Origin of the sequence: Pantoea sp. RG18 (genome assembly GCF_025910075.1) — a bacterium.
In the GTDB taxonomy this organism is placed as follows: Bacteria; Pseudomonadota; Gammaproteobacteria; order Enterobacterales; family Enterobacteriaceae; genus Pantoea; species Pantoea agglomerans.
Map to the genome: position 1 here is coordinate 21,005 of NZ_JAPCIL010000009.1, position 12,609 is coordinate 33,613.

Annotated in this window: 10 protein-coding genes; 1 reads left to right on the plus strand and 9 read right to left on the minus strand. The window is 55.5% G+C overall.

Annotated elements, in window-relative coordinates; genetic code table 11:
• Nucleotides 1-21 precede the first annotated feature (21 nt).
• Complete coding sequence (gene apaH / locus OK409_RS11265) at nucleotides 22-879, plus strand: bis(5'-nucleosyl)-tetraphosphatase (symmetrical) ApaH (RefSeq protein WP_264367064.1); 858 nt, start codon at nucleotides 22-24, stop codon at nucleotides 877-879.
• Nucleotides 880-912: 33 nt separating this feature from the next.
• Here the strand turns inward: apaH and OK409_RS11270 are convergent, their stop codons facing one another.
• The 9 genes from OK409_RS11270 to fkpB form a co-directional block, all read right to left on the minus strand.
• The gene (locus OK409_RS11270) at nucleotides 913-2,796 is read right to left on the minus strand and encodes a PhoX family protein (protein WP_264367065.1); all 1,884 of its coding nucleotides are present in this window, start codon (nucleotides 2,794-2,796) and stop codon (nucleotides 913-915) included.
• A gap of 90 nt (nucleotides 2,797-2,886) precedes the next feature.
• A complete protein-coding gene (folA, locus tag OK409_RS11275; RefSeq protein ID WP_010253752.1) occupies nucleotides 2,887-3,369 on the minus strand; it encodes a type 3 dihydrofolate reductase in 483 nt (160 codons plus the stop codon).
• 234 nt (nucleotides 3,370-3,603) lie between these two features.
• Complete coding sequence (locus OK409_RS11280; RefSeq protein ID WP_010253747.1) at nucleotides 3,604-4,743, minus strand: porin; 1,140 nt, start codon at nucleotides 4,741-4,743, stop codon at nucleotides 3,604-3,606.
• Nucleotides 4,744-5,304: 561 nt separating this feature from the next.
• Nucleotides 5,305-8,532 (minus strand): carbamoyl-phosphate synthase large subunit, encoded by a 3,228-nt coding sequence (carB, locus tag OK409_RS11285; RefSeq protein WP_264367066.1) that lies wholly within the window; start codon nucleotides 8,530-8,532, stop codon nucleotides 5,305-5,307.
• Between the two features lie 14 nt (nucleotides 8,533-8,546).
• Nucleotides 8,547-9,695 carry a glutamine-hydrolyzing carbamoyl-phosphate synthase small subunit gene (gene carA / locus OK409_RS11290; RefSeq protein WP_010253731.1) on the minus strand — a complete coding sequence of 383 codons (1,149 nt, stop codon included), beginning with the start codon at nucleotides 9,693-9,695 and terminating at the stop codon, nucleotides 8,547-8,549.
• A gap of 62 nt (nucleotides 9,696-9,757) precedes the next feature.
• Complete coding sequence (locus OK409_RS11295) at nucleotides 9,758-10,102, minus strand: hypothetical protein (protein WP_156311583.1); 345 nt, start codon at nucleotides 10,100-10,102, stop codon at nucleotides 9,758-9,760.
• A gap of 61 nt (nucleotides 10,103-10,163) precedes the next feature.
• Nucleotides 10,164-10,979, minus strand: a complete 816-nt coding sequence (gene dapB, locus OK409_RS11300; RefSeq protein ID WP_010253726.1) for a 4-hydroxy-tetrahydrodipicolinate reductase — start codon at nucleotides 10,977-10,979, stop codon at nucleotides 10,164-10,166.
• Nucleotides 10,980-11,202: 223 nt separating this feature from the next.
• The gene (gene ispH, locus OK409_RS11305; RefSeq protein WP_010253724.1) at nucleotides 11,203-12,156 is read right to left on the minus strand and encodes a 4-hydroxy-3-methylbut-2-enyl diphosphate reductase; all 954 of its coding nucleotides are present in this window, start codon (nucleotides 12,154-12,156) and stop codon (nucleotides 11,203-11,205) included.
• Nucleotides 12,137-12,607: an FKBP-type peptidyl-prolyl cis-trans isomerase gene (fkpB, locus tag OK409_RS11310; protein WP_010253720.1), complete on the minus strand. Its 471-nt coding sequence runs from the start codon at nucleotides 12,605-12,607 to the stop codon at nucleotides 12,137-12,139. Before fkpB ends, ispH begins: the two co-directional genes overlap by 20 nt.
• Nucleotides 12,608-12,609 lie beyond the last annotated feature (2 nt).

Sequence of the window (12,609 nt, forward strand, 5' to 3'; positions counted from 1 at the left end):
CTTCCTGATGGATAAAACGTTATGAGCACATACCTGATTGGCGACGTTCACGGTTGCTACGATGAATTACGTGCATTGCTGCAACAGGTCGACTTCAATCCTGAACAGGATACCCTGTGGCTGACCGGCGACTTAGTGGCGCGCGGTCCTGGCTCACTGGAAGTCTTACGCTACGTAAAATCGCTGGGCGACGCGGTGCGTCTGGTGCTGGGCAATCACGACTTGCATCTGCTGGCGGTCTACGCCGGCATCAGCCGTAACAAGCCTAAAGATCGCCTGACCTCGTTGCTGGAAGCGGATGATGCGGATGAGCTGATCAACTGGCTGCGTCGTCAGCCGCTGTTACAGGTTGATGAAGAGAAAAAGCTAGTGATGGGACACGCCGGTATCACGCCGCAATGGGATATTGAGACCGCGAAAAAGTGCGCGCGTGAAGTCGAAGCGGTTCTCGCCAGCGACAGTTATCCGCTGTTCCTGGATGCCATGTATGGCGACATGCCGAACAACTGGAGTGAAGATCTGACCGGCCTGGCGCGTCTGCGCTTCAGCACCAACGCCCTCACCCGCATGCGCTACTGCTTCCCTAACGGCCAGCTGGACATGATCTGCAAAGATGCCCCGGAATCGGCGCTTCCGCCGCTGAAACCCTGGTTTAACATTGAGGGGCCGGTCGCACGTGACTACACCATCGTCTTTGGTCACTGGGCCTCGCTGGAAGGCAAAGGCACGCCAGAGGGCATTATCGGGCTGGATACCGGCTGCTGCTGGGGCGGAACGCTGACCCTGTTGCACTGGGAGACGCAGCGCTATGTGGTGCAGCCCTCTAATCGCGAAAAAGCACTGGCCTCCAGCGACAGTCTGGCACCGCCCACGCTATAACGGCGATGCTGGCCATCAGGCCAGCATCCTGTTTTATGCGCCGATAATGCCGCCATCTTCACGGGTGATCATAATCACCGACGACCGCGGACGCGGACTGTTGTCCGGGAAGTGCGAGTCACCCTCTTCGCCGGGATGCTGCACATTCACGAACAGCGTTTTGTAATCGGGCGTGAAGGTAATACCGGTCAGCTCGCACGATTTTGGACCGACCATAAACCGGCGGATCTCGCCACTATCAGGATCACCCACCAGCATCTGATTATTCCCCTGCCCCTGATAATCCTCTTTGTTGCTGTATTTGCCATCGGTCAGGATCCATAACCGCCCCTGCGCATCAAACCCCAGCCCATCCGGACTGTTAAAGGTATTCTCAGCGGTGATGTTCGGTGTGCCACGATAGATCCCCTCAGGATGTGCTATCGGGTTGCCACACAGCGCATAGATATCCCACTCAAACGTCTGCGCGGTAGCATCGCCCTTCTCATCCCAGCGAATAATCTGACCGTAGATATTTTTTGGCCGCGGATTCGCTGCATTGACCGGCATGCCTTCATTTCCGCGCTTATTGTTGTTGGTCAGGGTGCAGTAGGCACGGCCGTCATGCGGGTTAACCGCAATCCACTCCGGCCGGTCCATTCGCGTTGCGTTGACCACATCTGCCGCGGCACGCGCATTGATCAAAACATCTGCCTCGCTATTGAATCCCTTTTCAGCGGTGAGTCCATTTTCGCCCCACTTCAGCGCCAGCCAGCGCCCGGTGCCTTTAAGCGGCGTGCCCTGCGCATCGCCGTTGAACTGCGCCACATAGAGCGTGCCCTTATCAAGCAGTCCGTGATTGGCTTTAGCATCATCCGGAGTGACTTTGTCATCTGAGACAAATTTATAGATATACTCGCCGCGCTCGTCGTCGCCCATATAAACCACCAGCTGGCCGGTTTTCGCGACCGTCACGGCGGCATTCTCGTGCTTGAAGCGGCCCAGCGCGGTCCGCTTTACCGGCACGGAGTGAGGATCGAAAGGATCGATTTCGACAATCCAGCCGTGGCGGTTAAATTCGTTGGGATTCTTAGCGATATCGAAGCGGGGATCAAAATCGGCCCAGTTGCGCTCCGGCTCAGCGGCATTCAGGGTATAGCGCTTCTGCTGTGGGGTCGGCGTAAAGTCCGCCTGATGGGTGCCAAAGTAGGTGTCGTAGTTCTCTTCACAGGTGAGATAGGTGCCCCACGGCGTTTTGCCGTTGGCGCAGTTACCAAAGGTGCCCAGGACATGCATTCCCTGCGGATCGGCGGCAGTCTGCAGCGCTTTATCCCCCGCTGCCGGACCGGAGAAGCGCATCGGGGTATTGGCGGTAATGCGGCGGTTATAGTCAGAAGGACGTACCACCTGCCAGCGATTGTCCTCACCCCGTTTGACTTCAACGATGGAGATACCGTGCGCCGCCTGCGACTTTTTGACATCTTCCAGGCTGGTCGCTTTACTGCCGCCGTGGGCGAACAGCGTCGGCTCATTCACATATTCATTGTTAATCGCCATCACGCCGCGATGGTCATTAATCGCGAAGAAGCTCATACCGTCGTTGTTGTCACCGAACTGCTTTTCCTGGTCTTCGGCGCTGTTGTTGCCCTGCGGATCAAACGCGGCTGCGCCATTCACCAGCGGATCACCCCAGGAGATCAACACGTCGGCGCGATAGCCAGGGGCTACCACAATCTCATCGGCCGTGGACGCGGCAATCGCCTGAAAGCCCAGCAGTGGGCTGCCCGCAGGCTTCTCCTGCGCCAGTCCACTGCCCGAGAGCGTCAGGCCGCCGCTGAGAAAGCCGGTCAGGCCGATAGCACCGGAACCGGCAAGGAATTTACGACGCAGTGGATCAGGCAGGCGGTCAGTGCTTAATGCGGAGAGTTCGATTTTCATTAGTGATTGCTTCCTTTGTGTCGATCCCAGAAAAGAAGCAATGCTAATGAATAAAGATGACAGCCAGGTTACAGCCCGGCAGGGGTGGGATTAGCGACGACGGTCAAGGATCTCAAAGCAGTAGCTGTGGGAATTTTGCTCGTCAGCGTCGTGGAATTCGCTGAACGTTGACTGCCACTCATCCGGCTCGTAATCCGGGAACTGCGTATCACCTTCGACTTCCGCATCAATGTGCGTCAGATAGAGACGATCGGCACGCTTCAGCATCTGCTCATAGACGCGGCCACCGCCAATCACCATGATCTCTTCAGCGTCACCGGCTGCCTGTAACGCCTCATCCAGCGAAGTGACCCAGGTAACGCCTTCGGTGGTGCCCGGCTGGCTGCTGACCACGATATTCAGTCGGCCAGGTAACGGACGGCCAATAGATTCAAAGGTCAGTCGGCCCATAATCACCGGTTTCTTCAGCGTATGGCGCTTGAACCACGCCAGATCTGCAGGCAGGTCCCACGGCATGGCGTTCTCCATTCCAATAATGCGATCTGCTGCTAATGCCGCGATAAGACTAATCATGTTAACCACTCACTGAAAAAAATTGGCGCCATGATACGTAAAGGTGAAACTTTCGTCGATAGGGGGAAAGGTCTAATTGCGTAAAGCTTTTCATGACGTCGTTTTTCACGGCCTGTGCAGCGTTTTTCACCGCCTAATCGCGTCAGTTTGCCGCAGCTCGCCAGCGATCGGCCTTATGCTGGCACAAAAGTCGTGCGCAAAAGAAAACGGCTCCCGGAGGAGCCGTCAGGGTTATCAGAAGTCGTAGCGCAGACGCACCAGATTCATATCACCCAGGTTATCGGTGCTGGAGGTAAACACATGTTCGTAATCGACACGGAAACCGTAGTCGAGGAACAGCACCACACCCAGACCGTTGTCGATGCGCTGATAATCACGGCCTGTCGCATACTCAATGCGATCGCCCATGACATATGGCTGTACCGCTTTCAGACCATACTGCCCCACCGGAATCTTGTAACCGGCGAAATATTCAATGCCCCACGCGTCGCCGGCAAAGTAGTCATGCACATCTTTGCGTTTGGTGGTCATGAAGTTCTCATACCAGCCACCGCCGGCTGACAACGTCCAGTTACCTGGGGTCCAGCTCAGCGCGGTGCCGTAAATGTTCTGATCGTAATCGCGGCTGTCGCCGTTGTTCGGGTTACGCATCGCCGCGCGCGTGTAGTTCCACGCCGTGCCCCAGCTCAGATCGTCCGTGATGTGGTAGTCCACACCCAGCGAGCCGCCGCCTTTGCGCTTATAGCGCAGGCCGTTGCCTGGCAGATACTCGTTATCTTCGAACAGATAAGAGGCGTAAAGATCCGCATCGCCGAAGCTGTTTTTATACTTCAGCTGTTTGCGTGAGCGGTAAGATCCGTCGTAGTCGCCGTTGATCCCGTTACCCGGAGCCTGGCCGACCATGTCGTAATCCCAGATATCGGTCTTGGCGCCCACGGTATCGTAATAGACGCTGTTCTGCTGACCAAAGGTAAGCTGACCCCAGGTTTTGCTTTTCAGACCGGTGTAGAGCTGACGACGCGTGGTGTTATTGGCACCGTCCGCATAGTGACGATCCCAGCTGAAGACCGCCGGGACGTTAACGCCCAGCTCGTAGTAGCTGATCCAGCTGACGTCATCAAACAGGTAGTAGTCAGCGCCGAAACGGAAACGGGTGCCGCCGTCAAAACCGTCGCGCTTGTAGGATTTGTCATCCACGCCGGTCTGATGATTGAACTGAGCACGAATGCTGCCGCCAAAAGTAAAGTTAAGACGGCTAAGCGGATCGCCTGCCTGCGGATCCTGTTTTAACAGGGTAATTTCCGCCTGGCTGGCGAAAGGAAGAATTGCCATCAGTGCAGCCACTGCACTCAGAGAAAAAGTACGCATTTTCATTTTTTATTTATGTCCTGATACGCTCCAGTGATGAGCGGCAGGCATAGTACTGACGAAAAATCCGCACAGGAAGTGTTTATATTATAAATTTGTGCGAACCGGCCTTATTCGCACCTATAGCTAAAAAATTAAGCCAAATCAGTCACTTTAACGCAAACTCTTTGCTTTCCCTGGACCCTGTTTTCGGATTATCGCCAATAAGATGGTCAAAAAAAACGGCTCCCGCAGGAGCCGTTCAGACAGCTGACAAATTCAATTCAGGTTTTTTTTCCACAATGCATAGGCTCAACGCGCAGGGAACACGGGCAGAAGAGGAAAGCGTCCCGCGCCATGGACAAAAACGTCAGGAGCGTTTTTGAACAACGCAAAGCGTTGGCCCGGCTACGGGCGCACCTCAGGGATGAGGTGCGTAATCGCGCGGGCCGAGCGGCCAGGGATTGGCTTAAGCGACTTTCCGATCTGACCGTGTTCCCTTCGCAGGCTCGATCTCACAGCTGACCGGGCCAGATTTTGGTCAAAAAAAACGGCTCCCGCAGGAGCCGTTTTTCACATTACATCGCCTTACATCGCCTTGATCTGGGCATGCATCTCCTGAACGGAGATAACCTGTTCCGTCGGGTCAGCATTCAGCGCCATCGCGGTGGCGAAGCCGCCGTTCAGCGTGGTGTCGTAGTGCACTTTATACTGCAGAGCACTGCGGCGAATCAGTTTCGAATCTTCAATCGCCTGACGACCCGCCGTGGTATTAACGATGTAGCTATACTCGCCGTTCTTCAGACGGTCCTGAATGTGCGGACGCCCTTCGTGCACCTTGTTCACCAGGCGCGGATTGATGCCCGCTTCGCCCAGCACAACCGCCGTGCCGTGAGTCGCATCCAGTTCGAAACCAAACTTCTGCAGCTTAGCGGCCAGGTCGACAATACGTTTCTTGTCGCCTTCACGCACCGACAGCAGCGCACGGCCCGACTTCTTCATGTTGCTCTGTGCGCCCAGCATCGCTTTAGAAAACGCCTCAGCGAAGGTGCGGCCCACGCCCATGACTTCACCGGTAGAGCGCATTTCTGGCCCCAGAATCGGGTCAACGCCCTGGAACTTGTTAAACGGCAGCACCACTTCTTTGACAGAGTAGTAAGGCGGAATCACCTCTTCAGTGACGCCCTGCTCTGCCAGCGTTTTGCCTGCCATCACGCGCGCGGCAACTTTCGCCAGCGGGACACCGGTCGCTTTAGAGACGAACGGCACGGTACGCGCCGCGCGAGGGTTAACTTCGATCAGGTAGACTTCGTTGTCTTTCACCGCGAACTGGACGTTCATCAGGCCACGAACGTTCAGCTCAAACGCCAGCTTCTCAACCTGCTGGCGCATCACATTCTGAATCTCCTGACTCAGGGTGTAGGCCGGCAGTGAACAGGCGGAGTCACCGGAGTGGACGCCAGCCTGCTCGATGTGTTCCATGATGCCGCCAATCAGCACCCGCTCACCGTCGCAAATCGCATCAACATCCACTTCGACCGCATCATCCAGGAAGCGATCCAGCAGCACCGGTGCATCGTTGGAAACCGAGACCGCCGTCTGGAAGTAGCGCTTGAGGTCGATCTCGTCGTAGACGATCTCCATGGCGCGGCCGCCCAGCACATAAGAAGGACGCACCACCAGCGGATAACCCAGGCCCGCGGCTTTCTCAACCGCCTGCTCCAGTGTGGCCACCGTGGCGTTGGCGGGTTGCTTCAGGTTCAGGCGATCAACCGCCTGCTGGAAACGTTCACGGTCTTCAGCACGGTCGATAGAATCCGGGCTGGTGCCGATAACCGGTACGCCTGCGGCTTCCAGTGCACGCGCCAGTTTCAGCGGAGTCTGACCGCCATACTGCACAATCACACCTTTTGGCTGCTCAATGCGCACAATCTCCAGCACATCTTCCAGCGTGACCGGCTCGAAGTAGAGGCGATCAGAGGTGTCGTAATCGGTCGAGACTGTTTCCGGGTTACAGTTGACCATAATGGTCTGGTAACCATCTTCACGCAGCGCCAGGGCGGCGTGAACGCAGCAATAGTCGAATTCGATACCCTGACCGATACGGTTTGGCCCACCGCCCAGAATCATGATTTTTTCGCGATCCGGACTTGGATTGGCTTCGCACTCCTCCTCATAGGTGGAGTACATATAGGCGGTGTCTGTCGCGAACTCTGCGGCGCAGGTATCCACGCGCTTATAAACCGGGTGCAGGTTAAACTGCTGACGCAGCTTGCGGATTTCGCTCTCTGCCACGCCCGCCAGTGTCGCCAGCCGTGCATCAGCAAAGCCTTTACGCTTCAGGGCGCGCAGGAACGTCTCATCCAGGCTATTAACCCCTTCACGGGCAACCTGCTCTTCCAGCCGCACCAGCTCTTCGATCTGCACCAGGAACCAGCGGTCAATATTGGTCAGGTTGAACACGCCATCCACTGACATGCCGGCACGGAAGGCGTCCGCGATGTACCAGATGCGGTCTGAACCGGCATCTTTCAGCTCACGGCGGATGCGGGTTAATGCTTCCGGGTCGTCGAGGTGGACTTTCGGGTCGAAGCCGTTAGCGCCCACTTCCAGGCCGCGCAGCGCTTTCTGCATGGATTCCTGGAAAGTACGACCAATTGCCATCACTTCCCCGACCGACTTCATCTGCGTGGTCAGGCGATCGTTGGCACCGGCAAATTTTTCGAAGTTGAAACGCGGGATCTTGGTGACAACGTAGTCGATGGAAGGCTCGAACGAGGCTGGCGTTAAACCGCCGGTGATATCATTCATCAGCTCGTCGAGGGTATAGCCGACCGCCAGTTTGGCCGCCACTTTAGCAATCGGGAAACCGGTCGCTTTGGAGGCCAGCGCCGAGGAGCGAGACACGCGCGGGTTCATCTCAATGACAATCAGGCGGCCATCTTTCGGGTTAACCGAGAACTGCACGTTGGAGCCACCGGTTTCAACACCGATCTCACGCAGTACCGCCAGCGAGGCGTTACGCATGATCTGATACTCTTTGTCGGTCAGCGTCTGGGCAGGTGCCACCGTGATGGAGTCACCGGTGTGGATCCCCATCGCATCGAAGTTTTCAATTGAGCAGACGATGATGCAGTTGTCGTTTTTATCGCGCACCACTTCCATCTCATACTCTTTCCAGCCAATCAGCGACTCATCAATCAGCAGCTCATTGGTCGGTGAGAGGTCCAGACCGCGTTCGCAAATCTCTTCAAACTCTTCGCGGTTGTAGGCGATGCCGCCACCGGTTCCGCCCATAGTAAATGAGGGACGGATAATGCAGGGGAAACCGACATCTTCAGCCACGGCCAGCGCTTCTTCCATGGTGTGCGCAATGCCGGAGCGCGCGGTATCCAGACCGATGCTTTTCATCGCCACGTCGAAACGACGACGATCTTCTGCTTTGTCGATCGCATCAGCCGTTGCGCCGATCATGGTGACGCCAAACTCTCCCAGCACGCCATGACGTTCCAGCTCCAGCGCACAGTTCAGCGCTGTCTGACCGCCCATGGTCGGCAGTACCGCGTCCGGGCGCTCTTTTTCGATGATTTTGCGCACCACTTCCCAGTGAATCGGCTCAATGTAAGTCGCATCAGCCATTTCCGGGTCGGTCATGATCGTCGCCGGGTTGGAGTTCACCAGAATGACGCGGTAACCCTCTTCACGCAGCGCTTTACACGCCTGCGCACCGGAATAGTCAAATTCGCAGGCCTGGCCGATCACAATCGGACCGGCACCAAGAATCAGGATGGATTTTAGGTCTGTACGTTTTGGCATGAATTAGCTCCTGATTACTTCGCTTGCAGACGGAATGCGTCAATCAATTCAATAAAGTGGTCAAACAGCGGCGCAGCATCGCCTGGGCCCGGGCTGGCTTCCGGGTGTCCCTGGAAGCTGAATGCGGGCTTGTCAGTGCGGTGAATGCCCTGCACGGTTTTATCGAACAACGAAATGTGAGTTACACGCAGGTTAGCGGGAAGATTGTTCTCATCGACCGCAAAACCGTGGTTCTGCGCGGTGATCATCACGCGATTGTTATCGAGATCTTTCACCGGATGGTTGCCGCCGTGGTGGCCCAGCTTCATCTTCACGGTCTTAGCCCCGCTGGCCAGCGCCAGCAGCTGATGACCCAGACAGATTCCGAACACCGGGATCTCTGTTTTCAGGAAGGCCTGAATCGCGCTGATGGCGTAGTCGCACGGCTCCGGGTCGCCAGGACCGTTAGAGAGGAAGATGCCATCCGGATTAAGCTTCAGTACTTCTTCGGCAGGCGTCTGTGCCGGAACGACGGTCAGACGACAGCCGCGATCGACCAGCATCCGCAGAATGTTGCGCTTGGCACCGTAATCGTAAGCCACCACATGGTAAGGCAGTGATTCAGCGTCGGCCTGCTCTGGCAGCCCTCCCTCCAGCGTCCAGCTGCCCTGCTGCCAGCTGTAGGTCTCAGTGGTGCAGACCTCTTTCGCCAAATCCATCCCTTTCAGTCCCGGGAACGCCTGAGCTTTTTGCAGCGCCAGCGCGGCATCCGGATTATCGCCCGCAATGATGCAGCCGTTTTGTGCACCTTTCTCACGCAGCAAGCGCGTCAGCTTGCGGGTATCGATATCGGCAATCGCCACGATGTTGTTGCGCTGCAGGTAGGCGGATAAGCCCTCTTCACTACGGAAGTTGCTGGCAATCAGCGGCAGGTCACGGATAACCAGGCCTTGCGCATGAATCTGGCTGGATTCTTCGTCGGCGGCATTGGTTCCGACATTACCGATATGGGGATAAGTGAGAGTAACGATTTGGCGGGAATAGGAAGGATCAGTGAGGATTTCTTGATAACCGGTCATTGAGGTATTGAAAACGACTTCTCCCACTGCCGACCCTGTTGCCCCGATGGCCCGACCGTGGAATTGGGTTCCGTCTTCCAGAACCAAGAGCGCTGACTTAATCAAAACATCCTCCAGGGAATAAACAGTCACATTATCTGCATATTAATTCAAAATAGCCGCCTGAATCAATGCAAAAACCGCCTGAATTGTCGATTTTTGGCAAATTGCGCGCATTCTAATGATCGCCCTGGCCATTGTCTACCCTGCGGCGGGATTTTTTCACCCTTATCTGCCTTCTGAGGAAAATAACGGGCATAAGCAGCAAAAAGAGAGGAAAACTCGGCGGAATAATCGTTTGCCAGGCAGCGTAAAAGCAAAACAGAAGCAGCGCGGCCTTTATTTTTGACCAAATGGTCAAAAATAGCATCCGGCAGAGCAAATAAATGAAGAAAACAGGAAAAAACAGAAGTCAGAGGTAAATTTATATCTGGAAGGCATATTTCAGATAAAATTAAGGGCAATGAAAACATTGCCCCTTTTCAATCAAGCGATTATCGATTGAAACAACCACATCACGATGGTTAACAACACTCACAACATCGACAAATCCAGCACATCACGCATGTCAAACAGGCCAGATTTCTTATCTTTCAACCATAAAGCGGACTTAACCGCGCCATTTGCAAAGGTCATACGGCTTGAAGCCTTGTGGGTTATCTCTACGCGCTCGCCAATATCTGCAAACATCGCAGTATGCTCACCGACGATGTCACCCGCGCGTACTGTCGCAAAACCGATGCTCTGCGGCTGGCGTTCGCCGGTGTGGCCCTCACGCGTATAGACCGCATGCTCATCCAGTTTCCACTGCATCGCATCGGCAATCGCCTCACCCATCGCCAGCGCGGTTCCGGAGGGCGCATCCACTTTATGGCGGTGGTGCGCTTCAACGATCTCAATATCCGCGTACTCTCCCATCACTTTGGCAGCCTTCTCCAGCAGCTTCAGCACCAGGTTAACCCCCACGCTGAAGTTAGCGGCGAACACAATAGGGATATCTTCTGCCGCGGCCCGAATGGCCGCTTTGCCTGCTTCATCAAAACCGGTGGTGCCGATCACCATCGCTTTGCCCTGCTCACGGCAGATCGCCATATACTCCAGCGTGCCTTCCGGGCGGGTGAAGTCGACCAGCACATCAAAATCGTTAATCACCGCGCGTAAATCGTCAGCGATGATGATGCCATTTTTTCCGATGCCCGCTAATTCACCAGCGTCGCTGCCGGTCAGCGATGAGCCCGGGCGAGCCAGTGCCGCACCCAGTTCTGCGCCTTCTGCCTGCTGCGTCGCCTGAATCAGATTACGGCCCATACGGCCCGGCGCGCCCACAATAGCAATGCGGATTGTGTTCATATTTATTCATTCCTAAAACAAAACTATGCATCCAAAGCGTCATCAGGTTAACGATGAGTTAACAGTCACGCCACTATTAATCCGTGATAATAAGAATTTTATGCCAGCCGCCCGTGATTATCAGTAAAAGCAATCACCGCAGCAAATAACGGCTTTTTTTGTCAGATTCAAAAAACAAAAAAGGCCGAACAGAGTCGGCCTTTTTATCAGTAATATCGATGAGTTACTGCACGTTACGCACTTCGACACGCAGCTCTTTGGGCACTTCGAAGACAATATTCTCTTCACGGCCAATCAGCTCAATTGCCGCTTCGCCGCCCAGTTCACGCAGCCGCTGGATCACCTGCTGCACCAGAATATCGGGCGCTGACGCGCCTGCGGTGACGCCGATGCAGGCCACGCCTTTTACCCACTCTTCCTGAATATCATCCGCAGAGTCGATCAGCTTCGCCAGCTTACCGGCACGCTGAGCCAGCTCAGCCAGACGGTTAGAGTTAGAGGAGTTCTTCGACCCCACCACCAGCACCACTTCCGCATCTTTAGCCAGAGTACGAACCGCTTCCTGACGGTTGGTGGTGGCGTAGCAGATATCATCTTTACGCGGCCCGATAATCGCCGGGAAGCGCTGGCGCAGAGCATCAATGATGTCAGAGGTGTCGTCCACAGAGAGCGTGGTCTGCGTCATGAAGCTCAGATTGTTTTCGTCTTTCACTGTCAGTCTGAAGACATCTTCCGGTGACTCCACCAGATACATGCCGCCATTAGGGTTGTTGTACTGCCCCATGGTGCCTTCAACTTCCGGATGACCCGCATGACCAATCAGTATTGCCTCAACGCCTTTACGGCTGGCGCGAGCCACTTCCATATGCACCTTGGTCACCAGCGGACAGGTAGCGTCAAACAGCATAGTCAGATTGCGCGCTTTGGCTTCGGCACGCACTGCCTGAGAAACACCGTGCGCAGAGAAGATCAGAATCGCGTTATCCGGCACTTCACTGATCTCTTCAATGAAGATGGCACCGCGCTCACGCAGGCTGTTTACCACGTAACGGTTATGCACCACTTCGTGACGGACATAGATTGGCGCGCCATACATCTCCAGCGCGCGCTCAACAATACTGATGGCACGATCAACGCCAGCGCAGAAGCCGCGCGGATTAGCTAACAGGATTTGCATCGTTGGCCTCCAGTGCGGGATCGATTTCCAGCACCTCTACATCAAACTGAATACGACGACCTGCCAGCGGATGGTTGAAATCCACAGTGATAGAGTCACCAGAGATTTCACGGATCACGCCAGGCATTTCACTGCCGCCCATGCCGCTGAACAGCATGATGGCTCCCACTTCCGGCTCACCCGCATCGATAAAGTCCCGACGCGAGAAATACTGGATCAGGTCAGGGCTGACGCCGCCAAAGGCGTCGTCCGGTTCCAGGGTAAACTGTTTAGTTTCACCCGCTTTCAGCCCCAGCAGTGCCTGCTCAAGTGCCGCAGAGAGGCTGCCATCACCAAGACGGAACAGCGCGGGCTTGCCGTTTGCACGGGTCGATTCCGCCGTCGAGCCATCTTCCAGCTTCAGCGTAAAATGCACCAACACCGCGCTTTCGCGCTGTACGGACTCAGTCATCA

Bases quoted from the DNA above. Each gene is read 5' to 3' on its own strand.
- apaH (WP_264367064.1), top strand. From the start codon at position 22: ATGAGCACATACCTGATTGGCGACGTTCACGGTTGCTACGATGAATTA.
- OK409_RS11270 (WP_264367065.1), bottom strand. From the start codon at position 2,796: ATGAAAATCGAACTCTCCGCATTAAGCACTGACCGCCTGCCTGATCCA.
- folA (WP_010253752.1), bottom strand. From the start codon at position 3,369: ATGATTAGTCTTATCGCGGCATTAGCAGCAGATCGCATTATTGGAATG.
- OK409_RS11280 (WP_010253747.1), bottom strand. From the start codon at position 4,743: ATGAAAATGCGTACTTTTTCTCTGAGTGCAGTGGCTGCACTGATGGCA.
- carB (WP_264367066.1), bottom strand. From the start codon at position 8,532: ATGCCAAAACGTACAGACCTAAAATCCATCCTGATTCTTGGTGCCGGT.
- OK409_RS11295 (WP_156311583.1), bottom strand. From the start codon at position 10,102: ATGTTTTCATTGCCCTTAATTTTATCTGAAATATGCCTTCCAGATATA.
- dapB (WP_010253726.1), bottom strand. From the start codon at position 10,979: ATGAACACAATCCGCATTGCTATTGTGGGCGCGCCGGGCCGTATGGGC.
- ispH (WP_010253724.1), bottom strand. From the start codon at position 12,156: ATGCAAATCCTGTTAGCTAATCCGCGCGGCTTCTGCGCTGGCGTTGAT.
- fkpB (WP_010253720.1), bottom strand. From the start codon at position 12,607: ATGACTGAGTCCGTACAGCGCGAAAGCGCGGTGTTGGTGCATTTTACG.